The organism is Paenarthrobacter sp. OM7, from assembly GCF_029873575.1.
Classification (GTDB): Bacteria; Actinomycetota; Actinomycetes; order Actinomycetales; family Micrococcaceae; genus Arthrobacter.
In genome coordinates this window covers 842,145-866,309 of the sequence record NZ_CP123579.1, presented here as the reverse complement: position 1 = coordinate 866,309, position 24,165 = coordinate 842,145, and the positions used below count along the sequence as shown (strand labels likewise).

Below are 24,165 nucleotides of genomic sequence, written 5' to 3'. Positions count from 1 at the left end.
CCACGGCTCCGGCCGACTACTCCAGGAAGCTCCCCAGCCGCCCCAGCAATAGTCGAACGGACCCCGTAAAGCCGCGCGCCGCCGTCGGACGCTTTCCTACGCCATCCGCCACCACTTCTGGTTGGCGGACCCGGCGCAATCCCATAATTGCAGCCGTGCACCGTTGGATGGACTCCAATCGGCGACGTCAACACACTTATTGGCCTGTGGATTAACCAGGTCCCCGGCGTTGTTCAGGACGAACTTCTGCGCCGCGTTGCCGTTGCACCCGGTGAGTTGAATGCGTGCGCCGTTGGATGTGGATCCCCAGGCGACGTCCATGCATTTGCCCAGTGAGCGGATGGTGCCGTCGGCGGCGAAAGTCCACTGCTCCGAGGCTGCTGTGTCGCAGTCCCATAGCTGGAGTTGAGCACCGTCCACGGCTTGCCTCCCGGCGACGTCGATGCACTTGCCCGCGTAGCCCTGGATCCGGGTTCCGGCCGCGCTTGCAGGTGGTGACGGAGGGGCAGCGAGTTCATAGACCCGGACGTAATCGACCAGGAGGGACTGCGGAAACGCTGTGCCTGCGTCCGGAGCTCCCGGCCAGTAGCCGCCGACGGCCAGGTTCAGCAGGAGGAAGAAGTTGTGATCGAAGACCCAAGGGCCCGGAGTTGTGGCTTTGGTTTTCCGTGAGTAGGGAGTGCCGTCGATGTACCACGTGATGGATTCGGGCCCCCAGTCCACAGTGAATGTATGGAACGCGTCGCCCAGTGCTTTGCCGTTGGTTACGGTGTAGCTGGCGTTGGACGAGTTCGCGCCCGAGTAGCCAGGGCCGTGGATGCTTCCCCACACGGTTCCAGGTTCCTTGCCGACATTTTCCATGACGTCCAGTTCCCCGCTGGCTGGCCAACCGTCGGTGAAGACGTTGTTGCCCAGCATCCAGAATGCGGGCCACATACCTTGCCCTTGAGGTAATTTGAGCCTGGCTTCGAACCGACCTTGCGTCCGGCTGAATTTTCCGGCGGTGAGGAGGCGTGCGGACGTGTATTGGCATGAGCCGTAGTGGCACTGGTAGCCGGCAGGATTCTCCTTGCGTGCCGTGATGGCCATGTTTCCCCTGCCGTCTGCTGCGGCATTCCTGGGGCTGGATGTGTAGTACTGAAGTTCGCCGTTGCCCCAGCCGGATCCTCCAGTGTCGTAGGACCATTTTCCGGGGTCCGGCGCGGTTCCGGCAGGGCCGTTGAACTCGTCACTCCACACCAGCGCACCCGGGGCCGGCATGCCCGCGGCGGCCATTGCGGACGGCTCCGGAGCTATGACAGCAGCTGCGAGGGTCAGGCCGGCGACGAGCATCGTCAGGGGCATGAGTCTTCGCTTCATGGTTGCCACTCTGACGGTGCGGCAACCCGCGCGCAAGCCTTTTCAGGACGACACACAAAACGTCACGGCCTGGAAATAATCACCGCGACTTTACTTTTCTTTTTCGTAACAGCGATGAAATAGAAGCGGGGGAAAGTGGAATGAGGAACCATTTGGGTGACGAAAATGATGTCACTCCAGATGGCATAGGGAAATTCCGTTCGCAGCCGAATTCCTTCCTCTGAGCATCGACGATGCATGCTCCAGGCGCGTCAGCCGTGTCCTCCCAACCTTCACTTCGAGGGTGTTCGGGCATGCTGCGCGCCTTGGCCTTTTCCCCAGCAGTTACCGGAGGCTAAAAATGGGCATTTACAGACAAATACTTGTAAGGATTCTTGCAGTTCTGGTGGTTTCCTTTGGATTGATCTACATCAGTTGGCGATGGTCCGGCACGGTCGCGTGGGACGCATGGTGGATTTCGCTGCCACTCGTGGTGGCCGAGACTTACAGTCTGGGCGAATCCGCTCTGTACGCGGTCACCATGTGGAACGCCCGACGACGGCCGCCTCCCCCGCCGGCCCTTCCGGGCAGGACGGTAGACGTGTTCATCGCCACCTACAACGAACCACTCGACCTGGTCCTCAAAACGGCCATCGCCGCCAGGGACATGGAGTACCCGCACCAAACATGGATCCTGGACGATGGCAACCGCACCGAATTCGCGAAGGCAGCCGGGCAGATAGGCGTCGGGTACATCACCCGCGGACCCGAATGGGATGGCAGGCAGCGCTTCGCAAAAGCGGGCAACGTCAACAACGCCCTGTCCTTGACCACGGGCGAGTTCGTGGCCATCCTGGACGCCGATCAGGTCCCGGAACCCCGTTTCCTGGACCGCGTCCTGGGCTATTTCGATGCTGAAGAGGTGGCCTTCGTCCAGACCCCGCAGCACTTTTGGAACGTCACAGACCGGGATCCCCTGGGCAGCCAGGCGGAACTGTTCTACGGACCCATCCAGCAAGGCAAGGATGGCTGGGACGCGGCGTTCTTCTGCGGCTCGAATGCTGTCCTGCGCCGGGAAGCCCTCATGGCCCTGGGCCTGACCCGATACACACGCACAGCAACGGAACAGACGTGGAGTTCCCTGCGTAAGGGACGCTCAAGACTGCAGGATCTCCTGGGTGAACTCGGCAGGCGCCATCCCGCGGCAATGCCGGTGGTCGAACAGGCCCTGGAAGCGATGGCGCGTGCGGAGCGCCAGCTCCGCAGGGGCGATGTCTTGGCGGAGATCACCTTCGAGCTTCGCGTAGCTTTCCATGCGGCCGCATTGTCAGTACCTGATGCCATGGATGATGTGGTTCCCGAACTCGACGCCATCCTGGAGTCGGTGGATGTGGCACACACAGACCAAGCACTGGCCATCCACCCCATGGACACCACCACCATTACCGAGGATATGGCCACCGCCATGCACCTTCACGCGATGGGGTGGGGCAGCGTTTACCACCACGAGGTCCTGGTCCACGGCCTGGCGCCTGAGGATGTGTCCACCATGCTCTCCCAGCGTCATCGCTGGGCAGCCGGAACCATGCAGGTGTTCTTCAACGACAACCCGCTGTTGCTTCGTGGCCTCACGGTGGCCCAGCGCCTGATGTATCTGGGCACCATGACAAGCTACCTCAACGGGTTTGCCGCCCTGAGCTATATCGCAGCGCCGGTGGTTTTCCTGTGGGCCGGCACCTATCCGTTGACGGCCAGCCCTGTGGTGTTCTTCTGCCTGTTCCTTCCCTTCTTCATTTCGTGCCAGGTTCTGTTCCAGGTAGCGGGCAATGGCGCGAAGGGTCTGTGGCGTGGCCAGCAATGGTCTTTCGCGCTCTTTCCCACCTGGATCGCTGCCACTTGCTCAGGAGCAGCTGCCGTTTTTCTCGGCAGGCACCTCACCTTCTCCGTCACAGCCAAGAGCAAACAGGCCACGGGACGCGGTTTCCAGCACGTCAGGCTGCAGGTAGCGGCCATGGCGTTGCTGGCTATTTCCGCGGTCATTGGCCTCGCCCGCGTAACCACCGGGGAAGCTCCGCTGTATCCCACGCTCATCACGTTGGCCTGGGTTGCTTTGGACCTGGCACTTTTGAGCGTGGTGATCGGGGCCGCACGGTACCGCGGTCCCGGCGAGGATCTGGCGGGCCCGGTTCCCACCCCGCATGAGCTCAACCGCGTCCTCGAATCCACTCAAGGTTCACGCCCAACACATCCCTGACAACAAACCTGAATAGAGCCGTTCCAACCCCCAGCCAGGAGCGCCCCATGTCCGTTCTTTCCCATGCCCCGAATTCCATCCCCACCTTGTTGACATCAATCGATCTGACCATCGCGGGCCCTTTGGACGCTTTGAGCGTCCTGGATGTTCGCCACCTCTCCGCAGAAGCCGCGGCCGACGGCCCCATAGTGGTCCTGCTGAACGTTGCCGACGTGACAGCTGTCGGCGCGTCCGGCGTCGTTGGCCTGCTTGAAGTACTGCACGTGCTCCGCGCCCGCGGCGGCGATCTACGTCTTTTCGGCACATCCTCCGCCCTCGACCAAACACTGCTCCAAGCCCATCTGGGGCAGGTAGCCCGTATCTACGCCACCCGCCAGGAAGCGCTCGACGGCGGTACGAACCTGGTGGGGGCACGTCACCTCGCGCCGCAGTCACGCTGGCGTGGGCTCTTCGCGCGTCCGCGCCGCACCCTGGGATGGGGATGACGGTGGCCCCGGCACCTCCCACCTTTAGCGGCCACCCGAATCGCAAGCGCCGGCGGGCCAGCCTGCTCATCCCTTTGGTGGTGACGGCCCTCGCCGCCACTGGGCTGGGTTTCGCGTCCAAGGAGGTGGTGCCTGTGGTGCAGGCGCTCTCCCTCTGCAGGGCCGTGGATGCTTCCACCATCGTGCCCAAGGACGGGGTGTTGCTGGGCGTCAACCTGGACTGGAACTCTGAAACCCTTGCAGAACACCAGGCCAATCTCGGGCATGATCCGGCGGTGGTGGTCCAGTTTTCGGACATCCCATACGACGACGAAACGTGGTCCCACACCACCAACGCCGTCACCCAGGTCCGTCCCACAGGCGGCGTCCTCCTCCTGACGCTGGAACCACACGGTGGCTTGGCGACCATGAGCGACGAAGTAATCGCCACGTTGGCCACCGACTTACGGGCCATCAACGATCAGGGAACGCCCGTCGTCGTGCGCTTTGCGCATGAGATGAACGGTTCCTGGTATTCCTGGGGCCAGCAGCCGCTGCGCTACGTGGAGGTTTTCCGAAAGGTGGCAGCAGCCGTGCATACCCAGGCGCCGGGTACGTCCATGATGTGGGCACCGAACTACGGCGGCGGCTACCCGTTTACGGGAGGCCAGTTCGCCGCCAGACCGGGCACCCCGGACTTCGCCACCCTGGACACTGACCACGACGGTACGCTCACCATGAACGATGACACGTACGCCCCCTATTACCCCGGGGACGACGCCGTGGATTGGGTGGGCGTGTCGCTGTATCACTGGGGCAACCAACGGCCCTGGGGCAACAACGACATCTCCGAACCGGGCAAATTCCTGGCCATGCTTACCGGCACCTACAACGGAACCGCAGGCGATGACAGTGCCGTCCCGGACTTCTACCAGGTCTACGGAGTGGACCATCAGAAGCCGGTAGGGATACCGGAGACGGCTGCGATCTTCACGCCGGCGCGCGGTGGAGCGTCAGAGCTGGACGTCAAACGGGCCTGGTGGCGCCAGGTCTTCTCCCCCGAAACCCACCAACAGTTTCCGCAATTGAAAATGATCAACTGGTTCGAGTGGAAGAAGTACGAAATCGAAATTAACGACGACGTCGATTGGCGGAGCGCTGGAACACCCGCCATCCGCGATGCCCTGACGCAGGACCTGCCGGACTGGTTGCGGTACGGCGAGGATCTGGGTGTGTGCCGCTAAAGTCCGCCGGTCAAGCGGCGGGGCTTAGGCGGCTGGCGCTGTCGGCACGGCTTCTGCGGGTTCCGTTGCCGGGCTCGAAGCCGTGCCGTCCGTTGCCTTGGCCCGTTCCGGAACCATAAATTTGGGCAGCAGCACTTGCACGATCGGGCCAATCGCCAAGGCATAGACCACGGTTCCCACTCCTACTGAGCCTCCCAGCAGGAAACCCACGGCAAGGACCACCACTTCGATGCCGGTGCGCACCAGCCTGACGGACCATCCGGTGCGGCGAACCAGGCCTGTCATGAGGCCATCGCGGGCACCGGGACCGAGCCGGGCACCGATGTAGCAGGCGGAAGCAATACCGTTGAGGATCACGGCTCCGGCAAGCATGGCGATCTGGCCTCCAAGGTGGGAGAACCCGGGGATCAGCCACAGTCCAAGGTCGGCAAAAAGTCCCACGAGCACCGCGTTGGCGATGGTTCCGATCCCCGGCATTTGCCGCAGCGGAATCCAGAGGAGCAGGACAAGGAAGCTGACCGCGATGACCACAACGCCAATGCTGAAACCGGTCTTCTGGGACACGCCTTGGTGGAACACGTCCCAGGGGTCCAAGCCAAGGCCGGCCCGGATGAACATGGCCAAGGAGATGCCATACATCGCGAGGCCGATCAGGAGTTGTGTGATTCTTCGGGTCATCATGATGTCAATCATCCAAGAGAACTGGCCTTGTATTCCATAGCCAGTTTGGAATACTGGTCTTATGTCCGGCTCACTGAATCCCATTGCACTCGTCCGCCTGCTGGGCTCTTGGAACTCCGGCGCCCTGCCTGCCTACCGCGAGTTGGCCGACGTCGTGCGGTTGCTGGTGATGGACGGGCGCATCCCACTGGACGTCGCGCTGCCCAGCGAACGGGCACTCGCCCAGACGCTTGGCCTCAGTCGCACCACTGTCACCGCCGCCTATGCGAGCCTGCGCGAGCAGGGTTTCCTCACTGCCGGGCAGGGCAGCCGCGGCAGGACCTGCATCCCGCACCGCACGGTGCCCGTCAGCGCGCCCGGGCTTGCCGTTCCGGAGGGGCTGCTGGACCTCGCCTATGCATCGCTGCCCGCCGCCGGAGAAGTGGTGCATCGGGCATTCGCGGAGGCACTGACCGAGCTGCCGGCACTCTTGCCGGGCTTTGGGTACGACTCCGTCGGCGTACCCGCCCTGCGTGAAGCCATCGCGGAAAAATATACCGCCGAGGGCGTGCCCACCACAGCTGGCCAGATCCTGGTCACCTCCGGCGCCCAGCATGCCCTCAACATCGTGCTGCGGACGCTCGCCGGTAAACAGGACCGGGTCCTGGTGGAACACCCCACCTATCCCAACGCGCTGGACGCCATCCGCTCCGCCGGCTGCAAACCGCTGCCGGTGGCGTTACCCGTCATAGAGTCGAGTACATCTCCTGCCTGGGACATCGACGCGATGGTGTCCACGATGAACCAGCAGCGGCCCGCCATGGCCTACCTCGTGCCGGACTTCCACAATCCAACAGGACGCATCATGTCGGATCTGCAGCGGCGGCGGTTGGTGCGCGCTGCAACTGCGTCCGGGACGGTGCTGGTGGTGGATGAGACGTTGCGGGGTTTGAACCTCGACGGCGTCCGTACGGCTCCGATGTCGTCCTTCAGCCCCTCGGTGGTTTCCATTGGGTCGCTGAGCAAATCGCATTGGGCAGGCCTCAGGACCGGATGGATCCGGGCCGATGAAGCGATGATCACCCGTTTTGTTGCGACGAGGACCGTCATGGATTTGGGGGGTCCTGTGGTGGAACAGTTGGCGGCTGCGCGCCTGATCAGGTCCTTCTCGGAGCCATTGGACGCCCGGCTGGAGGAACTCCGGCGCAACAGGGAATCGCTGTTGGACTTACTGGCCGAGCACTTGCCATCGTGGGAGGTGGAGCGACCACAGGGCGGACTCACCGCCTGGTGCCGGCTTCCCTCGCCGTGCAGCACGGCGCTGACGGTGCTCGCACCTGACTTCGGGCTCCGCTTGGCCGCCGGTCCGCGCTTTGGAGTGGGCGGAGCGTTCGAGCACTACCTGCGCGTGCCCTACACCTTGCCGCCCGCGCAGTTGGAGTCTGCCGTCGGTGCGCTCCGCACCGCCCAGGACAAGCTCGACGCCGCCCCCCACCTGCGCCGTACCCTCAAGGCCGGGCGACCCGCCGTCGTCGCGGTTGCCTAAGCCGCAGTACTCCGGGTCCCGCCCATGCGCTGCTTCGCCGTGTTGCTGCCGGGTCCCACTGGGACATGCGAGGTTGCCTTGGCTAATCCGAACAGTGGCATCCCGTTGTAAACCACTTCAATGCCCGACGCCGGAACCTGGTACGTTTCGTGCCACACACCGACGTCGCCGCTGCCCGCAATTTCCTTCATGAATTTCCGCCACGGACCCAGATGCGGCGAATCCTTGTCGGCAGCAAATGCGCGAAGATGCCCGGGGCTTTCCCAGTAGCTGAGCAGCATGGTGGTCCGCCCGAACCACTGCTCATTGCCGAGCAGTCCAGCCTCGGGGTTTTCTGCGAGGTGCCGCATCATGGCGGGCATGGCCGAGGCAACCTTCGCCACACGGCCCATCTTCCACCACCGGTTGGCGCGCATCCCGATGAGGAAAACGGTCACGGTGTCGCGCTCGATGTCCGCCGTGAAGCGGCCGGGGAAAATCTCCTGTGCCATGTGAAGCCTTCCTGGATGCGGTCCTGGTTGCCAGTTTCATAACGCTGTTATGGAACAATGTTATGAAAGACTTGAGGGCATGGCAAGACCCGTCGTTCATGATCAGCACGTCCAGCAGCGTCTCCTGGCGGTCACTGCAGACCTTGTGGACCGCGAAGGTCCTGCCCGCGTCACCCTTCGGGACGTCGCAGCGGCGGCAGAGACCTCCACCACGGCCATCTACTCGCTGTTCGGCGGAAAGGCGCAGCTGCTGACGGCCGCCGTCGACGACGGTTTTCGGTCCTTCGGCCAGTCCCAAAAGGAGGCCGCCAAGGGCGGACTGCTGGAGCTTGGGCGCGCCTACCGAGTGTGGGCCTTGGAACATCCGGCGTTGTACCGGCTCATGTTCGGTGGCGCGTTGGCCGGCTACGTTGACTGCAGCCCGACGCCGGACGTCGCCTCGGATTCAATGCTCCCCTTGGTGGAGGCGGTGGTGGCTGCCCAGTCAGCCGGCAGGCTCCGAAGCGACGATCCCACCATGGTGGCCATGGCCATTTGGGGTCAGGTCCACGGGCTGGTCAGCCTCGAGCTGGCTCAAATGAATGACCCCGCAACGGACTGGGCTGGAATCTACGAGGCGGCCCTGGAATCCGTGGCACGGGCCTGGGCCGCCTAACCCGGTCCGCCTACGAGTAGACCTTCTGCAGGAATCCGCCCCAGGCCTTCGCCGTGAGCTCCGAGTCGCCGGAGCCGCTGAAGTCGTGCACGGTCATGCCAACGGGAGCGCCGAAAGCATTCCGGCCAAAAAAGCGGTAAAGGGTGTCGCCGGTCCGCAGTCCCAGGAAGTTCTCATTGGAGAAATCCACTTCGCCGCTCAGCTGCCCCACGCCGTCCACGTTCAGGTCGAATCGCGAGCCGGCATCAACATCCTCCACACCCAAGGCCTTCTTCAGCTGCACAAACCCTTCGGGGGTCTGTGAAGAAGCGGGCGCCTGGATGTCGGTGAACACTACGGGCTTGCCATCGAAGTACTGCAGGTACTGGCCCAACGTGTGGAGGTAGAACTCCGTATGCTTGCTGGCGCCGTCGTACTGCTCGTCCCAGTTATCGGCGAAGATGCCGCTGTGGACGTAATGCAGCTTGGCACGGCCACCGTCGAGCGGCTCCAAGACGTGCTCCAACTGGTTGAACCAGCCGTCCGGGCCATCCATCCGGGACACCAAGTGCGTGGGAAACTCCTCGGTGGTCTTCACGTCGGGCCACTGATCCGTGGGGAACATCCAAGCGGCCGTGTCCGCCGTGACAGCATTCCATACCCGCTCGGGGGTGCCGGGCAGTTCAGTATCCGCCACGATGTCGAATCTCCGGTTGTCAGTCATTGCCTTGGTCCTTTTCTGCTATTGGATCTGCTGGGGGCTCGTGTTGCGTCTTCAGCGCGGGGTGAAGCACGACGACGAGCCGGTGCTTGCGTGCCCCGCCCGCCTCCGCGGCAGCACCGCCGTCGTGGTACTTATCCACCAGTTGGGTCACCGCCACGCCGAGCTCTTCGGCGAACGCTGCGCGTTCCGCCGCAGAGCGGAAGGTGATCTCGCCGTCGATCGCGAAACTGGCCAGCTTCTTCTTCGCCACGGCGGCGCCGGAGATGAGCTTGCCCATTTCCTGCACGGTGCGCGAGGCAAGGGAGAGAAGCCAAAACGCGGAGAAGCGGTCCGCAAAACGTCGAGGGTCCGGCGCCACAGATGCCAAGGCGACGGGCGAGATCAGGTAGGAGGCCGCCGTCGCACGCACCACACGTTCGGTGACATTGCCCTTTCGACGCTCCTCCACCAGTTCCACCAATCCGTGCCGTTCGAGCGCTTTCAGGTGGTAGTTCACCTTCTGCCGCGGCAGGCCGACCTTGAGCGCCAGCTGCGTGGCGGACGCGGGCTCGGCGAGCTCGCGGAGGATGCGGGTGCGGATCGGGTCCAGCGACGCTTCCGCCGCGGCGGGGTCCTCGATCACTTCGATGTCCAACATGCTTCAAGTATGCTTACCGACAACTTTTATTGTCAAGAACTTTTTTCTCGTCGGTTGTGGGCTGGTTGTGAGACCCGCTCTGCACGCTTCAGCGCGGCCAAAGTACGCAGAGCGGGCCCCACAACGCAGCCGGTAGAATTGTCCGGTGATGCAATCCCCCCTCCCCGTGCGCGACGGCGTGAATGCGACCCGCCTCCGCCTCCCGGACGAGGGGCCGTGGACCACCGCCATGGACTACATGATGCATCGTTGGGGACATATCGACCCCCAAGGCATTGAGGACCGTTTCGATGCCGGCGAAATCGTAGGCGAGGGCGGCGTGCCGCTGGACCGGAACACCAAACTGGAGGACCACACCTTCATTTGGTACTACCGGACCTTGCCGCCGGAGACACGGCTGCCGGTGGATATCAACATCCTGCATCAGGACGAACACATCCTGGTGGTGGATAAGCCACACTTCCTCCCCACCACTCCCGGCGGGACCTACATCCAGGAATCCGCTCTGGTCCGGCTCCGGAACCTCCTGAACCTCCCGGACCTCATCCCCATGCACCGCCTTGACCGCATGACCGCCGGCCTCCTCCTGCTGTCCACCAACCCGGACACCCGGGGAAAGTACCAGGTGCTCTTCGAGAAGCGCCAGGTCCAGAAGGAATACGAGTGCGTCTCTGCCGCGACGCCCGCCGCAGGCTATCCCGCCGTCGAGTTCCCCACGGTGGTCCGCAACCGCATGACCAAGTCCCGCAGCTATCTGCTCGCCGAAGTCATCGACGGCGAACCGAACGCCGAAACGCGGATCGAACAAACAACAACGTTCGACGCCGGTACTCACCGACGCGCGCTGTACCGCTTGGAACCCCACACCGGAAAAACGCACCAACTTCGCGCCCACATGGCGTCGTTGGGCCTGGGCATCGTCAACGATGCCTTCTACCCGGACCTGCTGGACAAGGCCCCGGACGATTACAGCAAGCCGCTCCAGCTCCTGGCCCGCGGCATCCGGTTCGTTGACCCCATCACCAAACAACCCGTGGAATACCGGAGCCAGCTGGAGCTCAGCGAAGCCCACGCTTGAGCACCTGGCGCGGGTCTTTCCGGCACTTGTTCCGCGCGGCCCGGTGCAGGACCCCGGCGGCTGCGTCAGTCCCCCGGCGTCAGGTGGTCGAAGACCAGGTTTGTTTGAGTGTTCGCGATAGCCGGATCCGAGGCCAGGTGAACCGCAATGAAGTCCCGGAGTTCCTTGGGCGTCCCGCAGGCCACATGCATGAGGAAGTCCTGGTCCCCGGCCAGCAGGAAGACGCTCTGGACGTTCGGCAGCGCCCTCAACCGTTGGCCGATGGCCAGCATCTTGTTCCTTGCCTGCGGATTCACGCGCACTGAGATCAGCGCGTAGACCAGGAACCCCAGCGCTTCCAGGTCCACCGAAGCGTGGAAACCCCGGATGATCCCGGCGTCCCGCAGTGCCCGGACCCGTCCGAGGCACGTGGAGGGCGCGATGCCCGCCTTCGAGGCGAGCACGTTGTTGGGGATCCTGGCGTCGGCCATGAGTTCTTTGAGGATCAGCCGGTCGGTTTCGTCGAGCCGAACCCGGTTCGGAACCGCTCCCCATGTACGCGTTGTGGGTGAATCCGACACGAACACACCTCCAATATTCTCGTGATGCTTCGAAATCCTTGTTCTGCCTTGAGCTGGATTCTATCTTGGAGCGATTTGCAGAATCGACGAGGAGGTCGCGATGGGCAGTTTCGACAAGATCCAGGCACGTGAAGGTGGGCTTAAACGGCAGCTCACCTCCCGCCAGATGACCATGATCGCGCTGGGCGGTGCTATCGGCACAGGACTGTTCCTGGGGAGCAAGTTTGCCATCGGCCTTGCCGGTCCCAGCGTGATCATCAGCTACGCCATTGGAGGGCTGATCGCACTGCTGCTCATGGGCAGTTTGTCCGAGATGACGGTGGCACACCCCACGTCAGGCTCGTTCGGTGCCTTTGCCGAGCACTACGTGAGCCCGCTGGCCGGGTTCCTGGTCAAGTACATGTATTGGTCCTGCATTGTGCTGGCTGTGGGAACTGAAGTAACGGCCGTTGGCGAATACATGAAGCTGTGGTTCCCGGACGTTCCATCAGTGCTATGGGTCATCTTCTTCTCCGCAGTGCTGATCGGCGTGAACACCATGAACGTGAAGGTATTCGGGACCCTGGAGTATTGGTTCTCCAGCATCAAGGTCTTCGCGATCATCGCCTTCATTGTGCTTGGCGCCTACATCGTGTTCGGCGCCCGTACGGAGGGCACTGGTTTCCACAACTACACCGCCGAAGGCGGCTTCTTCCCCAATGGCCTGTCCGGCACCTGGTTCGCCGTGATCGTGTCCATCTTCAGCTACCTCAGCATCGAAATGATCGCCATCGCGGCAGGTGAAGCAAAGGACCCCGCAACAGCAGTAAAGAAGGCTTTCCGCACCACCATCGCAAGGCTGCTCCTGTTCTACATCGTCACCCTGGCGCTCATCCTTGCGATCGCACCGGTCAGCCAGATCCTTGCCGGCGGCAGCCCCTTCGTCACTGTCATGCAAAACCTGGGCATCCCTTTCGCCGACAGCCTGCTGACTTTTGTGGTGATCATTGCCGCGCTCTCCGCCATGAACAGCCAGCTCTACATCTCCACCCGCATGATCTTCAGCCTCTCCCGCAGCGGGGACGCCCCGGCCATGTTCGGAAAGCTGCGCTCCAACGGCGCCCCCGTGAATGCACTGGTCCTGTCCACGGCCGGAATCGCCGTTGCCACGGTGGTCTACGCGATGTTCCCGGAGACAGCCTTCACCTTCATGATGGCCATTTCCATGTTCGGTGCCATGTTCACCTGGTTCATGATTTTCATCACCCACTGGTTCTTCCGCCGCAGTATGAAGCGCAGCGGAACGGAGCTCTCCTACAAGACCCGTTTCTACCCAGCGGGCACCATTCTTGGCGCAGTGCTCATGCTCTCCATCGGCATCAGTACGCTGGGCACCTCGGCCTTCAATATGACGTTGATCTTCGGCCTGCCGTCGTTGGCGCTCGTCGCGGCTCTCTATTTCGTGGTTCAGCGCCGCAAACGTCAGGAGTCCGGCCCCGGTGAGGAACCAAACACCGCCCGGAAGACCGCCGTCGTATCCTCTGAAAACAGCACGAACTCCACCACCTCAAGCAGGTTGTCCGCAGCCACGCCGCCGGAAGATGACGACGAAAACGACCTCACGGCGTCGAGCGCTACCCCGGCAACCTGACGGGCGTCCCATCCGTAAATTCCGGCGCTGATCGCGGGAAAGGCGACCGTCCTGGCACCCAGACCGGCCGCGACTTTCAGGCTTTCGTGGAAACACGAGGCGAGCAGCGCCGGATCCGTCTGCCCCGCATGCCGGTTGGGACCCACCGTATGCACCACCCACTGGGCGGGAAGCCGGAACCCGGGGGTCGCGACGGCACAGCCCACCGGCAGCCCGTCCGGCAACGACGTCCGCCTCACCTCGCGACACGCGGCGAGGAGTTCCGGGCCGGCGGCCCTGTGGATGGCCCCGTCCACTCCCCCTCCACCGAGCAGAGACGAGTTGGCGGCATTGACAATCGCGTCCACCGGGCGACTGGTGATGTCCCCCTTCAAAATGTCGATTCGCATGGCGTCAGTCTCGCGCCGGAGCGGCGGATGCGGCAAGTGCGGTACCTTGTGCCCATGGACATCACCGCCCCTGAGACGTGGGGATCCGCGATTTACCTGTGGATCGTCCCCATTGTGCTGGGCGACGCCATCTTCCCGCCCATCCCCTCGGAAATGGTGGTGATCACCGGCGGTGCCCTCGCCGCCGACGGCCACGCCAACTTCTGGCTGATCTTGTTCCTCGCCGCCTTGGCATCCTGGCTCGGCGACATGGCGGTTTTTATCCTCTTCAAACGGCGCATCAGCCATGTCCTGGACCGGTGGTCGTGGGGCCGTCGGCTACACCGCGGAATCCACGAGGCCATCGCCAAAGCCGGACGCTCCTCCACTTACGGCGCCATCATCGGCGCACGCTTCATCCCCGGAGGCCGGCTTGCTACATCCTCGGCGGCGGGCATTGCCAACGTTTCCGTCCGCGGTTTCAGCCTCTGCGCCGGCCTGGGTGCGGTCCTCTGGGCGGTCTGGCAAGTGGGCCTCGGCTACTTCACCGGCTCAACCACCAAGCTGCCGTTTTGGGCCAGTTCACTCATCGGCGTGGCCGTAGGCCTGGTGATCGGCGTGATGGTGGGACTGATCGTCACGCGTCGCCGCGGCAGCAGCTCACCCGTTGACGAACCGTACAACGCCGATAAGCCCGGCGACGTACCCCAGCCCGAGTAACTTCCCCGATTTAGACCGGTGACCAGCGTCGTTAGACCGGTGACCAGCGTCCGCGGCTGCGGCGCAATACGTAAAGGCTGCCCGTGATGGCCACGCGTTCGACGGCGTCACGCATCATGGCTGCCGACGTCCGGGCTTCGTCGTTCTCACCTAAATAATCGCGGTCGACCACCGTGAAGCGCAGGCTGATCTGGGGTACGCCGCCCACGATATCCAGCTGGTTCGACTCCACGTGGTGGCGGGTTTCCAAGGCTTCCACGGCTGCGGCCATCACTGACTCAGGCGCATTCCCCGGTTTGAGGCCAGTGATCTTCAACTTGGTTTGGAACGACGGCATCCCACCACCCTAACGCTCTCCCACATCCCGCGCCCTTGAGCGGATCCCTCTCTCACATCCCGCGCCCTTGAGCGGATCCCTCTCTCACATCCCGCACCCTTGGGCAGATCCCTCTCTCATAAGGTGAGAGAGGGATCCTCGAAACACCGAGGGACGTGAGTGAGCGTTTGTTAGCCGGTGTTGCGCAGGCCCGCGGCTACACCGTTGACCGTGATGAGCATGGCCCGCTGCAGGCGCTCGTCGATCTCGGTTCCGGACACGGACTCTTCGCGCACGCGGCGGAGCAGCTCCACCTGAAGGTAGCTGATCGGATCCAGGTACTGGTCGCGGATCTCCAGCGAGCGCTTGAGCGTGGGCTGGGCATCGAGGAGCTCGATCTCGCCTGTAAGCCGCTCAATTTCGGCCACGGTGAGCTCGTATTCGTCACGAATCATGTGGAACAGGCGGTGAAGTTCCTCCGGTACCAGCGACGAAACGTAGTGACCGGCAATTTCCATGTCAGTCTTTGCCAGCGTCATCTCCACGTTGGAGATGACGGAGCGGAAGAAGTGCCATCGGTCCATCATCTCCAGGAGCTGGTCGGTGTTGCCTGCCTCGCGGGCCGCCTTCAGGCCTGAACCCACACCGAACCAACCGGGAACGATCTGCCGGGACTGGGTCCAACCGAAGACCCATGGGATGGCCCTGAGACCTCCAAGGCCCGCGCCGGAATCCGGACGCTTGGACGGGCGTGATCCGATGTTCAGCGAACCCAACTGCTCTACCGGGGTGGAGGCAAGGAAGTAGGCCGGCAACTCGGGATCGTCGATCAGTGCGCGGTAGCGGTCGAATGCTGCGTCGGAGATGGTTTCCATGACGTTCGCGTAGCGCTCGCGCTCGTCCTCCGAAGTACGCGGAGTCCGGTGCAGGGCCGAGCCCTGCATCACCGCTGCAAGGGACAACTCAAGATTTTCGCGTGCCAGTTCGGGCAGGGAGTACTTGTCCGAAATGACCTCACCTTGCTCGGTGAACTTGATCTCACCTTCCAGGACGCCGTTGGGCTGCGCCATGATGGCGTCGTATGTTGGTCCGCCGCCGCGGCCCACGGAACCACCGCGGCCATGGAACAAACGGACTCGCACACCATGTTTGGCCGCAACATCGCGCAGTTTGCGCTGGGTCTTGTGGATTTCCCATTGGCTGGTCATCACACCGGATTCCTTGTTGGAATCGGAGTAGCCCAGCATGACCTCCTGGACATCGCCGCGGAGACGGACAAGTTCCCGGTATGACGGATCGGACAGCAACTGGTCCACGATCTCGGCAGAAGCGCGCAGTTCTTCCACGGTTTCCAGCAGCGGGGCAAACCCAATCTTGGCGTGAGGCTTGGCCCCGAAAAGGTCAATCAATCCAGCTTCACGGGCCAGGACGGCTGCGGCAAGGACATCATCAGCGCCCCGGGTCATTGAGATGATGTACGTCTCCACGACGTCCGGCCCATAGGTGTGAAGCGCCTGCCGGATGCTCCGGAAGACGTCATACGTGCCGTCGGCAGTACCCTCCAGCTTGATGGGGTGCCCGGAGAGCGGGCGGTGGGAGGCCAGTTCTGCGCCCAGGAACGTAAAGCGCTCCTCACGGCTGAGGTCGCCGTACGGCTTCTCCGTGCCGAGTCGGTCCACAAGCTGGCCAACAGCGTCGTGGTGGTAATCGGCGTGCTCGCGGATATCCAGCGTTGCCAAATGCAGGCCGAAGGCTGCGATTGCCCGGCGAACACGGGCCAGAGCACCATCTGCCACCAGCGCGGCTGAGTGGTTCCGCAGTGAGTCCTCCAACAGCCCGAACTCTGCCAGCAGCTCGGAGGTGGTGGCGTAGTCCCGGCCAGGCTCGTGATACGTCGACGCCGAAACGCGGCGTCCAGTGTTGATGAGCTTGGCCTTGATGCATGTCAGCTTGAGCCTGTAGGGCTCTTGAGCGTTCAGTTCAAGGATGCGCTTGTCCAGCCCCGGGAGGTTCTTGAGGTCTTCGGCGATCGAATCCAGCAGTACCTGGTCGGCCCCAAAAAGTGCCGTGGAGTTGGACAAAACCGAAATGAGTTCGTCGATCAAGGCAATGCTGATGCGCACGGCGTTCTGATTCTGCAGCTGCAGGATCTCCCGGGTGACAGCGGCTGTGACGTTGGGGTTGCCGTCACGGTCACCACCGATCCACGAACCGAACCGCAGTGGAGCGGCGGCCACCGGGAGTGCGACACCGTGCTCGGCCAAAAGCTCGGACAGGTCCGTCAGCATTTCCGGCATGGCGTCGGTCAGGATGCTGTTCAAGTAGTAGATGGCGTTTCGTGCCTCATCCACGGGCGTGGGGCGGACTTGGCGCAACTCATCGGTCTGCCACATCTGATCAATGATTTCGGCAAGCTGCCGGTCCTGTCGACGACGCGCGGACGTGCCTTCCGCCGTGGGCTCGGCAAGGACATCGGAGAGTTTGCGGACCTTGTCCAGCACGGACCGGCGTGAGGCCTCCGTAGGGTGCGCCGTGAAAATGGGGCGGACATCGAGCTCGTTGATCACGTCCTGCAAGACCTGTGGACCCGCTTGGCCGGCGATCTCGGAAACCGCTTTGGCCAACCAGCCGTCCTTTTCCTGCCGGGTGCGGAGGCCTCGGACACGATGGACTTGTTCCGCCGCATTGGTGAGGTGGAAGTAGAACGCAAAGGCCCTCACCAAATCCGTCGCCTGGTCCAGCGGCAGGGAGGCGAGCAATTCGCGGACCTGGGCAACGACGTCGTGCGCGCTCCAAGGCCCGGTGGCATCAGCACCGCCGCGCGCGGCTTCCTTGGACTCCTTGGTCAGCAGGCGGACCTGCTCCACCAGGGCAAGCAATTCCGGACCGTGCTGGCGAACCAACGATTCACCCAGGAGGGTGGAAACGCGGCGCACATCGGCGCGCAATTCGGCAGCGAGATCGGTGTCTTGAGGGGCAGTGTGAACCATGGATGCATACCTTCGGGATCTGGTTTTGGCCCGTACACTGCGCTGGATACTGTGAGCCGGATTACTAGGGTTTCCTACGGGATCTTACCCGCCCCGAACTCGACCCATGGAATGCGTCTCAGATTCTGGCGTCACCTTTTGATCAGTCCGCCCGGGCAGGACCACCTTGCCACTCATCAGCTCGTCGTGCACCATGCCGGGCCCCGCGGAGAGCTTCTCGTGCCTGCGCTGCCGCATTTCTTCGATCGCAGCAGCCGCCTCCACTCTGGTAGGCGCACCGGTGGCAGGTTCAATCATCGAGAGGACACTACCCAGTGTGCCTGTTGCCCCCTTCGCGCGAACACCCCGTTTAACAAGTCCTGTGCCAGCCCAAATGGAGCCGCATATCAGGGCACCACTGACAACGATTGCAACCACTGTGTCCATCCCCATGCGGTCAGCGTACTCCGCGGGGAATCGGCTCAACAGTGCTCACTTCCCCACCCAGGCCTTCCTCAGTTCCCCCCAGTGCTGCTCCTCCATGAGACTGGCGGGCGTCACGGATACAGAAGTGGCCCCGCCGAGCGCCGCCTCCCGCAAAGCTGTACCGAACTCTCCCGCCGTTATCCGGCCCTCATTGGACCAAAGTCCCACCGACAAGGACATGCGGGAACCCGCGCGGCGGTTCATGGTTTCAGCCAATTCCCGGGTCTTGGGGGACCGTTCGCTGTTGAGCCCCACGTACTCCCACACGTGAAGCCGGTCCACCTGCTTGAGTAGGAGATCGTAGTCATGTCCGCTGTCCGCCCGGTCCCCGGACGGTGAATCGCGCGGCGAGCGCACGTCCATGTCCAGATTGACACCATAAGGTTCGACGGCGGCACTCACCTTGCGCACGATGTCCGCCATGGCTTCGCTGCGCCACGTATGGATTCGTGGGTCTGACGTATCGATGGTTCCGTCACCGTTTCGGGGCCAGTCCGTGGAGCCGGTGGTGATTTTGAAGTCCTTGAGATCGTTGCCGCCGAAAGTGAAGTCGTCGAACATGAGCTCTGTGAGGTTCACTGCCGAGGGCCTGTACTTCTTGGCGACAGCAGCGGCTAGGGAAGCCAACCGGGTACCGGCCGCGCCGTGCCTCAATGACCACACACCCGCAAAGGAATCGGATGCCGCCCCGTCAACGTTCCTCCCGGCAAGGGCAGGATCTTCCTTCAGCGCGCGGTCCAATAAGACGTCGATGGTCAGGATGACATCGCGTTTGCTTCCGTCATCCGCAGTCTCCAGCGCCGTGATGGACTCTGCCACGAAGTCCCGTCCTGACTGGGAAACCTCACTGGACTCCGCCCCGGATTGGTCCGGCCATGGGAAAGCTGTCCAATCGGTGCGTCCAACGGAGATGGACACCGCCGTGGCATTCACTGAGTCCAAACGTTCTGAGAGTTTCGCAAGGTAGCCGGGCTCACTGTTCACCACGTCCTCAAAGCCCAGGTTGACCATGCGGTCCGCAGGCTTGGGAAGTGGCTCCCCGGCGCACGAGGCCATCGTCAGGGTCGAGGCCAGCAGGGCGCCTGCGATCGCTGAGGCTGTGCGGTTCACGCGCCCACCTCTTTCGGGACTTTGGCCTCGGCAGCAATCACGCTGATGACACCGGTGCGTTGCAACTTGTTCCATTTGGCCGGTGTGCCACGGATCTCCTTGGCGATTGCGCTGGCCAACGCCAGTCCAACGAACACCGAATAGAAGGGCCATAACGGCAGGGTCCAAAGGAATCGCAGATCCCGCCATGACCGGTTAAGACCAATGGAAAAACACACCAAGGCCAGAGACACGAAAAGGCCCAACCAGCCAAGAATCGCGAAGACCTGGCCCGGCACCGGACCTTCACCGGCGATGTAGAGAAAGGGCAGGACCGCCAAGATGGCAAGTTGCAGCACGGGTATCACCACCATGGTGATGGCGTTGAACACCAGGAACATGCCAAACAGTCCGTAACGACGCCGCCCGAGCATCCCCATGTGCATCCGGAGTGTTTGCAGCAACCCGCGCGACCAGCGCACACGCTGGCGCCACAGTCCTCCTATGGTGGAGGGCGACTCAGCGTAGACCAGGGCACTGGGCTGGAAGCGAACCCGGTAGCCCGCCTTGTAGACCCTCCACGTCAGTTCGAGGTCTTCACCAAGGGTGTCCTCGTGGAATCCGCCCACTTCCCTCACAAGTTCGCTCCGGAAGGCGCCAATGTTCCCGGAAACAATGGGCAGGCAGTGCAACAAGGAGAGAGCCCTGCGGACCAGGCCCGTGCCAACGTGGCTCAGGACGGCAAGCATCATGGTTTGGACACGGTTCAGGTTCACGGGCCGGTCATCGCCGCACACCGCTCCGACCTTTGGATGGTCAAAACCTTCCAGCATGTTCACGAGTGTGTCCGGTGCAAAGATCCCGTCAGCGTCAACAAACATCAGGATGTCGCCGTGCGCTGCGGCGATTCCATTGTTGAGGGCGGCCCCTTTCCCGGCGTTCGTCTGCGACAGGAAGCGCACCCTGTCATACTGCTCCGCCAGTCCCGCCATGATGCGTGCAGTGGAATCGGTGGAGCCGTCGTCTACCAGGATGACCTCGAGCCGCAGATACCTGCTCGCCAGGATCGACTCGACGCATTTGGTGATGACCACGGCTTCGTTGTAGCCGGGGACGATGACCGACACCAAGGGCCTCTGGCTGAGAACCGAGTAGCGATGCTTTGGAGCTTTGGAACGGTGGAACCAGTTGAAATACAAGGCCAATGGAACGTAGGCGATCTTGACCGCTCCGAAACCCAGGATCACCAAGCCACCACACTGGACGAACACCATGGCCGCGTCAACCAAACTCACACAGTCCGTCCGAGCATTGGCCCGTGGATATAGCTCCGCAGGACCCGTTCCAGGAGTTCCGGTGCGAAGGCACTATTGGCACCAAATCTGGCGTTGACCTCCAGAACTACCGGAGTTCCGTCCCACATGCGGCGGACGTCAACGTCGACGGGACCAGCCAGGCCCAGTGCGGCGGAGGCTGCTTCCGCTATCCGGGCGATATCGGGAGCCTCCGGCGTATCCACTCTCCTGACCGAGAGCGCGTTGCCGATACGACCGTGTTTAAGCTCTGTCTTTTCCAGCACCACCACAAGATCGTCCTGCTCCGACTCCTGCCAGGGCCGAAACACCACAGGCGCATACTCGGCGCCCGGCGCAAAGCGCTGCACGATCCAGGAATCATCCAATGAGGACCATATGCGCGCGGCGCTTCTTCCGCCGTCGGCAGCCCTTTCCAGGATCTGGACTCCGCGTCCACCGCGCGATACCCGGGGCTTGACCACCAAGGATCCGCCAAAGCGGGCCATTGCCTCATTGATTGAGCTGAAATCCCCCGGCAACGCGAAATCCGGAACCCCCACATTGGCGTTGGCAAGGCACTTCATGGTGAGGTACTTGTCATTCGCGAGCCGAACGGGTGTCGGGTCCGCGATCAGGATCTCGACTCCCGGAGCGAAACCATCCCGGGCCTCCGCCACCATCACCAGTTCCTCGCTGACGGTTGGCACCACCAGTTCTATCTCATAAGCGGCTACGAGTCCGCGAAGTTCCCACAAGTAGCCCGGTGCACTAGAGGGTGACACCACAGACACGGCGTCCGCCGCCGAAGCGTGGACCTGTTTCATATCGACGCCCAGAACCCAATGTCCCTGGTCCACCAATTGACGTGCCAAGGAATCCCCAGCCGGCCCGCCAACACCCGTCACCAGCACGCGCACCATCAGAACTCCCCTACGGCAGAGCCGAGCAACCGGACAGGTTCAAAACCCTCTGCATATGTGGTCTTGACCTGTGAACCCCGGAAGGCCGCGAGACTGCGGACCCTTTCAGCGCTCATGTACGGCTTTCCCTTTTGATCCCGGTGCATACCCACGGCATGGATTTTTACGTCCACATACCCGGCGATGTCCACGAAAACGCTGGGATCGAACTGCCGCGTGGATGACGGACTTTCAAAACACAGAATGGAGGAGTGCCGCCGCGCCGCCCGCATAGTGGCACTATGGACCGCTTGGTGGTCCTGGTGGTAGTCATTGCGGGAATGCGTGATGACAACGTCCGGACGGAAGTCCTCAATGGCCTCCTCGATCGCTTTGACCATCTCCGGCCCATGCCCGGACAAGTTGGTGTCTTGGAAGTGGTGGACCTGCACTGCAGTGGCGCCCATGAAGTCCGAGCCTGCAGCAGCCTCCGTTACGCGGACTCTGCTGTCTCCGCCCTGGCTCCCGTTACTCATCACCATGGTCCTGACGTCATGGCCGGCGTCGGACAACTTGGCCAGCGTGGCCCCACAGGCCAATTCCAGATCATCGGGGTGTGCTCCGATGGCGAGCACTCTTCGAGGCCGGGCAGCCACCCTGTAGCGGATCCGAAAAGCCGGAGCAACAAGGCACGCAACAATCAGCCCTGCACCGGCAAGCACAACCACCGTATTCAGCCAGGAAGGATGCGTCCGGCCGACTGCACACCCCGCAAGGGCTACCAGCAGCAAACTTCCAAAACAGGCCAACGTCCAACGGAGCCTGTTCGGTGAGCTGAACTTTCGCGCGAACCAGTTCCGGCCAGCTGGAACCAAAGTCCAGCCAGCCACCAGAATCCCCAACAAACCAGCAACGGAGAACAGCGTTGCTTCCATAATGCCCCCATAATGCGTAGCGAATTAGCACGGTTCCCATCTCCGGAGACCGCCGTAGAAGTAGTGAACTGGGAAGGAGATTCGTGACGCTGCCGATGAATCCCTTTAATAGCGGTACTCAAACTCCCCCGTGACCAGGCCGCTTCCGCTCAGTGAGTACCTCAGCACGCTGTTGGACTTATGGCGCTTGGATTGCACCGTCACGTGGAAGTGCAGATCGCTGCGCTGGACTGAATCCGTGTTGCACGTAACTTCTGTGCCCCCCGCCATGGAACACGACCATCCTTCTGGTGCCTCGATGGAGTTCTCCACAATCCGTGAATCCCTGCCCACTGCAAACACCGCCGTACCTGCGCCCAAGGGTCGGGTGCCTGAGGCATTGAAGTCGATTTCCATGGCAGTGCCGCGGAAGTAGCCCTCAGAGGTGCGCCTGGCAGTACCGGAGACCTGTGCCCGCCCAGATTGCGAAGGCACCGCAGAGGGAACTGGTACAGACGTGGTGGGGGTGGACGTCGGAACCGGAATGGGATCCGGCTCCGGAACTTGTGGCGCCACGGGCTCCGTTGACGGCTCCGGCACTGACACCGGAGGGGTGGTCTCCACCGGCGCCGGCTGAACCTCGGCCGATGGGGCAGGGGCCGGTGTACTGGTTGGGGACGCTGAAGGTGTAACGAGCGCTCGGCCCGTCCCCACCGGAGGGGCGCCGGTTTCGACAGCGCGCTCTTCCATATAAGCGTCAGGGGTTAGTTGGTCCACTATTCCCACTGTTCCCAAGACCAGTCCCACTCCTGCCGCTGCAATGACGGCCATCACGGCGGGTTTCGCAAGGGCGGGAACGACCACCGCCTTTGCCGGCGCCATCCCGCCAAGAACGCCCAGACCGCCCCCTTTTGCCGCCCACGCAGTCACTGGGATACCCGTCACCAGCGGAAGAAGTACCACCCTCATGCTGTTCTGGACGTCTTTCAGTTCTGCAAGGGCTGCCGTGCATTTGGAGCAGCCGTTCAGGTGCTCGCGAACTTTGCGTTCCGTTCCAGTGGAGAGTCCGCCCCGGAGATAGTTACCCAGTTTCGTGACGAATGCGGCGCACCCGTCATCAGGCTGATCTGCGATATGGAATTGAAGATAATGCCGCCTCAGCCCCTCTCGTGCTCGCAGCGCCAGTGCAGAAACCGCGTTGGCGGACAGCCCAAGAATGGGGGCGACGGCCGCCGGCTTCATGCGCTCAACGTCCAGGTACCACAGCACAGCCTGCCAACGTTCCGGCAGGGCACGGAACGCCCTGGCCACTGTTTGTGATTCGAAGGCGCTGACGGCTGGATCGGAATCTGCCAGAGTTTGGTCCAGGACAGATTCGTCACTGCTTGGCAGGACCCTGCCGGCTTTTCGATTCCGTTGGTGGGACAGCCGGGTTACCGTGGACAACAAGTACGCCCGGAAGAAGGTATCCGGCCCTTTCCCTGCCACCAGGCTTTGCAGCACGGACTGGAACGCCTCGGCAACTACATCCTCGGCATCGCTCGGATTGTCCACGTTGCGCTTGGCTACGGCGGAGGCGATGGAAATGTGGCGCGCGTAGAGCCCGTCGAATGCGGACATCTCTCCGGCACGGACCATCCTGATGAGGTGCCCGTCGCTATCGACGTCGACGTCCACTTGACTGTCCACTTGTGACCTTCGTGCCATCTATGGCACCCCCGAAACGTAAATAATCCTGCCCATATCTATTGAGTGGGGGTAAGCGGCAAGACGTGACGCGGTTTATACACTGTCTTTAGCAACGATTTTGCCGTCCGCTTCGTCACGAAACGGCTTCTCCGCACACTCT

The 24,165-nt window shown here is 62.5% G+C and carries 22 protein-coding genes and 1 pseudogene; 8 read left to right on the top strand and 15 right to left on the bottom strand.

Going from position 1 to position 24,165, the window contains the following annotated elements:
• Nucleotides 1–96: 96 nt before the first annotated feature.
• Nucleotides 97–1,359, bottom strand: coding sequence for a glycoside hydrolase family 16 protein (locus QEH68_RS04120; protein ID WP_280626691.1), 1,263 nt, complete (start codon nucleotides 1,357–1,359; stop codon nucleotides 97–99).
• A gap of 340 nt (nucleotides 1,360–1,699) precedes the next feature.
• Between QEH68_RS04120 and QEH68_RS04115 the strand changes: the two genes are divergently transcribed.
• Genes QEH68_RS04115 through QEH68_RS04105 form a run of 3 tightly spaced genes read left to right on the top strand, consistent with a single transcriptional unit; the run spans nucleotide 1,700 to nucleotide 5,300 of the window.
• Nucleotides 1,700–3,592, top strand: coding sequence for a glycosyltransferase (locus tag QEH68_RS04115; RefSeq protein ID WP_280626689.1), 1,893 nt, complete (start codon nucleotides 1,700–1,702; stop codon nucleotides 3,590–3,592).
• Between the two features lie 47 nt (nucleotides 3,593–3,639).
• On the top strand, nucleotides 3,640–4,077 hold the full coding sequence (locus tag QEH68_RS04110; protein ID WP_207596267.1) for an STAS domain-containing protein: 438 nt from the start codon (nucleotides 3,640–3,642) through the stop codon (nucleotides 4,075–4,077).
• Nucleotides 4,074–5,300 (top strand): glycosyl hydrolase, encoded by a 1,227-nt coding sequence (locus QEH68_RS04105; RefSeq protein WP_232481540.1) that lies wholly within the window; start codon nucleotides 4,074–4,076, stop codon nucleotides 5,298–5,300. Before QEH68_RS04110 ends, QEH68_RS04105 begins: the two co-directional genes overlap by 4 nt.
• A 24-nt stretch (nucleotides 5,301–5,324) precedes the next feature.
• On the opposite strand, the gene QEH68_RS04100 is transcribed toward QEH68_RS04105, so the two are convergent.
• Nucleotides 5,325–5,981, bottom strand: coding sequence for a hypothetical protein (locus QEH68_RS04100; protein WP_280626686.1), 657 nt, complete (start codon nucleotides 5,979–5,981; stop codon nucleotides 5,325–5,327).
• A 61-nt stretch (nucleotides 5,982–6,042) separates the two neighbouring features.
• Between QEH68_RS04100 and QEH68_RS04095 the strand changes: the two genes are divergently transcribed.
• Nucleotides 6,043–7,506 carry a PLP-dependent aminotransferase family protein gene (locus tag QEH68_RS04095; protein WP_280626684.1) on the top strand — a complete coding sequence of 488 codons (1,464 nt, stop codon included), beginning with the start codon at nucleotides 6,043–6,045 and terminating at the stop codon, nucleotides 7,504–7,506.
• Here QEH68_RS04095 and QEH68_RS04090 read toward each other — a convergent pair.
• Nucleotides 7,503–7,997 (bottom strand): DUF4188 domain-containing protein, encoded by a 495-nt coding sequence (locus QEH68_RS04090; RefSeq protein ID WP_280626683.1) that lies wholly within the window; start codon nucleotides 7,995–7,997, stop codon nucleotides 7,503–7,505. The genes QEH68_RS04095 and QEH68_RS04090 overlap by 4 nt on opposite strands.
• Before the next feature lie 79 nt (nucleotides 7,998–8,076).
• On the opposite strand from QEH68_RS04090, the gene QEH68_RS04085 reads away from it, so the two are divergent.
• Nucleotides 8,077–8,652: a TetR-like C-terminal domain-containing protein gene (locus tag QEH68_RS04085; RefSeq protein WP_207596263.1), complete on the top strand. Its 576-nt coding sequence runs from the start codon at nucleotides 8,077–8,079 to the stop codon at nucleotides 8,650–8,652.
• 10 nt (nucleotides 8,653–8,662) lie between these two features.
• On the opposite strand, the gene QEH68_RS04080 is transcribed toward QEH68_RS04085, so the two are convergent.
• Both QEH68_RS04080 and QEH68_RS04075 read right to left on the bottom strand, forming a co-directional pair.
• Nucleotides 8,663–9,355, bottom strand: coding sequence for an SRPBCC domain-containing protein (locus QEH68_RS04080; RefSeq protein WP_280626681.1), 693 nt, complete (start codon nucleotides 9,353–9,355; stop codon nucleotides 8,663–8,665).
• A complete protein-coding gene (locus QEH68_RS04075) occupies nucleotides 9,348–9,992 on the bottom strand; it encodes a helix-turn-helix domain-containing protein (RefSeq protein WP_207596261.1) in 645 nt (214 codons plus the stop codon). Before QEH68_RS04075 ends, QEH68_RS04080 begins: the two co-directional genes overlap by 8 nt.
• Before the next feature lie 148 nt (nucleotides 9,993–10,140).
• Here QEH68_RS04075 and QEH68_RS04070 point away from each other — a divergent pair, with 148 nt between their 5' ends.
• Nucleotides 10,141–11,070, top strand: a complete 930-nt coding sequence (locus QEH68_RS04070) for a pseudouridine synthase (RefSeq protein WP_280627968.1) — start codon at nucleotides 10,141–10,143, stop codon at nucleotides 11,068–11,070.
• A 65-nt stretch (nucleotides 11,071–11,135) separates the two neighbouring features.
• Here the strand turns inward: QEH68_RS04070 and QEH68_RS04065 are convergent, their stop codons facing one another.
• Nucleotides 11,136–11,630: an Lrp/AsnC family transcriptional regulator gene (locus tag QEH68_RS04065; RefSeq protein WP_280626678.1), complete on the bottom strand. Its 495-nt coding sequence runs from the start codon at nucleotides 11,628–11,630 to the stop codon at nucleotides 11,136–11,138.
• A gap of 100 nt (nucleotides 11,631–11,730) precedes the next feature.
• Between QEH68_RS04065 and QEH68_RS04060 the strand changes: the two are divergent.
• Nucleotides 11,731–12,957: pseudogene (locus QEH68_RS04060) on the top strand (amino acid permease); the annotation flags it as partial.
• Between the two features lie 134 nt (nucleotides 12,958–13,091).
• Here the strand turns inward: QEH68_RS04060 and QEH68_RS04055 are convergent.
• Nucleotides 13,092–13,649, bottom strand: coding sequence for an O-acetyl-ADP-ribose deacetylase (locus tag QEH68_RS04055; protein WP_207596260.1), 558 nt, complete (start codon nucleotides 13,647–13,649; stop codon nucleotides 13,092–13,094).
• A gap of 54 nt (nucleotides 13,650–13,703) precedes the next feature.
• Between QEH68_RS04055 and QEH68_RS04050 the strand changes: the two genes are divergently transcribed.
• Nucleotides 13,704–14,348 carry a DedA family protein gene (locus QEH68_RS04050; RefSeq protein WP_207596259.1) on the top strand — a complete coding sequence of 215 codons (645 nt, stop codon included), beginning with the start codon at nucleotides 13,704–13,706 and terminating at the stop codon, nucleotides 14,346–14,348.
• A 31-nt stretch (nucleotides 14,349–14,379) separates the two neighbouring features.
• Here QEH68_RS04050 and QEH68_RS04045 read toward each other — a convergent pair whose 3' ends face one another.
• The 8 genes from QEH68_RS04045 to QEH68_RS04010 form a co-directional block, all read right to left on the bottom strand.
• The gene (locus tag QEH68_RS04045; RefSeq protein WP_280626675.1) at nucleotides 14,380–14,685 is read right to left on the bottom strand and encodes a hypothetical protein; all 306 of its coding nucleotides are present in this window, start codon (nucleotides 14,683–14,685) and stop codon (nucleotides 14,380–14,382) included.
• 170 nt (nucleotides 14,686–14,855) lie between these two features.
• Nucleotides 14,856–17,654, bottom strand: coding sequence for a phosphoenolpyruvate carboxylase (gene ppc / locus QEH68_RS04040; RefSeq protein ID WP_207596258.1), 2,799 nt, complete (start codon nucleotides 17,652–17,654; stop codon nucleotides 14,856–14,858).
• A gap of 84 nt (nucleotides 17,655–17,738) precedes the next feature.
• Nucleotides 17,739–17,951, bottom strand: a complete 213-nt coding sequence (locus QEH68_RS04035; protein ID WP_280626672.1) for a hypothetical protein — start codon at nucleotides 17,949–17,951, stop codon at nucleotides 17,739–17,741.
• Between the two features lie 174 nt (nucleotides 17,952–18,125).
• The gene (locus QEH68_RS04030; protein ID WP_280626670.1) at nucleotides 18,126–19,229 is read right to left on the bottom strand and encodes a hypothetical protein; all 1,104 of its coding nucleotides are present in this window, start codon (nucleotides 19,227–19,229) and stop codon (nucleotides 18,126–18,128) included.
• Nucleotides 19,226–20,503, bottom strand: coding sequence for a glycosyltransferase family 2 protein (locus QEH68_RS04025; protein WP_242703521.1), 1,278 nt, complete (start codon nucleotides 20,501–20,503; stop codon nucleotides 19,226–19,228). The genes QEH68_RS04030 and QEH68_RS04025 overlap by 4 nt, the downstream gene beginning before the upstream one ends.
• Nucleotides 20,500–21,423: an ATP-grasp domain-containing protein gene (locus QEH68_RS04020; protein ID WP_280626667.1), complete on the bottom strand. Its 924-nt coding sequence runs from the start codon at nucleotides 21,421–21,423 to the stop codon at nucleotides 20,500–20,502. The genes QEH68_RS04025 and QEH68_RS04020 overlap by 4 nt, the downstream gene beginning before the upstream one ends.
• The gene (locus tag QEH68_RS04015) at nucleotides 21,423–22,337 is read right to left on the bottom strand and encodes a PIG-L family deacetylase (protein WP_280626665.1); all 915 of its coding nucleotides are present in this window, start codon (nucleotides 22,335–22,337) and stop codon (nucleotides 21,423–21,425) included. The genes QEH68_RS04020 and QEH68_RS04015 overlap by 1 nt, the downstream gene beginning before the upstream one ends.
• A gap of 105 nt (nucleotides 22,338–22,442) precedes the next feature.
• Nucleotides 22,443–24,005, bottom strand: coding sequence for a sigma-70 family RNA polymerase sigma factor (locus QEH68_RS04010; protein ID WP_280626664.1), 1,563 nt, complete (start codon nucleotides 24,003–24,005; stop codon nucleotides 22,443–22,445).
• Between the last annotated feature and the right edge of the window lie 160 nt (nucleotides 24,006–24,165).

What these genes read in the sequence shown, in the direction of transcription:
- QEH68_RS04120 (WP_280626691.1), bottom strand. Translation starts at nt 1,359, where the DNA reads ATGAAGCGAAGACTCATGCCCCTGACGATGCTCGTCGCCGGCCTGACC.
- QEH68_RS04115 (WP_280626689.1), top strand. Translation starts at nt 1,700, where the DNA reads ATGGGCATTTACAGACAAATACTTGTAAGGATTCTTGCAGTTCTGGTG.
- QEH68_RS04110 (WP_207596267.1), top strand. Translation starts at nt 3,640, where the DNA reads ATGTCCGTTCTTTCCCATGCCCCGAATTCCATCCCCACCTTGTTGACA.
- QEH68_RS04105 (WP_232481540.1), top strand. Translation starts at nt 4,074, where the DNA reads ATGACGGTGGCCCCGGCACCTCCCACCTTTAGCGGCCACCCGAATCGC.
- QEH68_RS04100 (WP_280626686.1), bottom strand. Translation starts at nt 5,981, where the DNA reads ATGATGACCCGAAGAATCACACAACTCCTGATCGGCCTCGCGATGTAT.
- QEH68_RS04095 (WP_280626684.1), top strand. Translation starts at nt 6,043, where the DNA reads ATGTCCGGCTCACTGAATCCCATTGCACTCGTCCGCCTGCTGGGCTCT.
- QEH68_RS04090 (WP_280626683.1), bottom strand. Translation starts at nt 7,997, where the DNA reads ATGGCACAGGAGATTTTCCCCGGCCGCTTCACGGCGGACATCGAGCGC.
- QEH68_RS04085 (WP_207596263.1), top strand. Translation starts at nt 8,077, where the DNA reads ATGGCAAGACCCGTCGTTCATGATCAGCACGTCCAGCAGCGTCTCCTG.
- QEH68_RS04080 (WP_280626681.1), bottom strand. Translation starts at nt 9,355, where the DNA reads ATGACTGACAACCGGAGATTCGACATCGTGGCGGATACTGAACTGCCC.
- QEH68_RS04075 (WP_207596261.1), bottom strand. Translation starts at nt 9,992, where the DNA reads ATGTTGGACATCGAAGTGATCGAGGACCCCGCCGCGGCGGAAGCGTCG.
- QEH68_RS04070 (WP_280627968.1), top strand. Translation starts at nt 10,141, where the DNA reads ATGCAATCCCCCCTCCCCGTGCGCGACGGCGTGAATGCGACCCGCCTC.
- QEH68_RS04055 (WP_207596260.1), bottom strand. Translation starts at nt 13,649, where the DNA reads ATGCGAATCGACATTTTGAAGGGGGACATCACCAGTCGCCCGGTGGAC.
- QEH68_RS04050 (WP_207596259.1), top strand. Translation starts at nt 13,704, where the DNA reads ATGGACATCACCGCCCCTGAGACGTGGGGATCCGCGATTTACCTGTGG.
- QEH68_RS04045 (WP_280626675.1), bottom strand. Translation starts at nt 14,685, where the DNA reads ATGCCGTCGTTCCAAACCAAGTTGAAGATCACTGGCCTCAAACCGGGG.
- ppc (WP_207596258.1), bottom strand. Translation starts at nt 17,654, where the DNA reads ATGGTTCACACTGCCCCTCAAGACACCGATCTCGCTGCCGAATTGCGC.
- QEH68_RS04035 (WP_280626672.1), bottom strand. Translation starts at nt 17,951, where the DNA reads ATGATTGAACCTGCCACCGGTGCGCCTACCAGAGTGGAGGCGGCTGCT.
- QEH68_RS04020 (WP_280626667.1), bottom strand. Translation starts at nt 21,423, where the DNA reads ATGGTGCGCGTGCTGGTGACGGGTGTTGGCGGGCCGGCTGGGGATTCC.
- QEH68_RS04015 (WP_280626665.1), bottom strand. Translation starts at nt 22,337, where the DNA reads ATGGAAGCAACGCTGTTCTCCGTTGCTGGTTTGTTGGGGATTCTGGTG.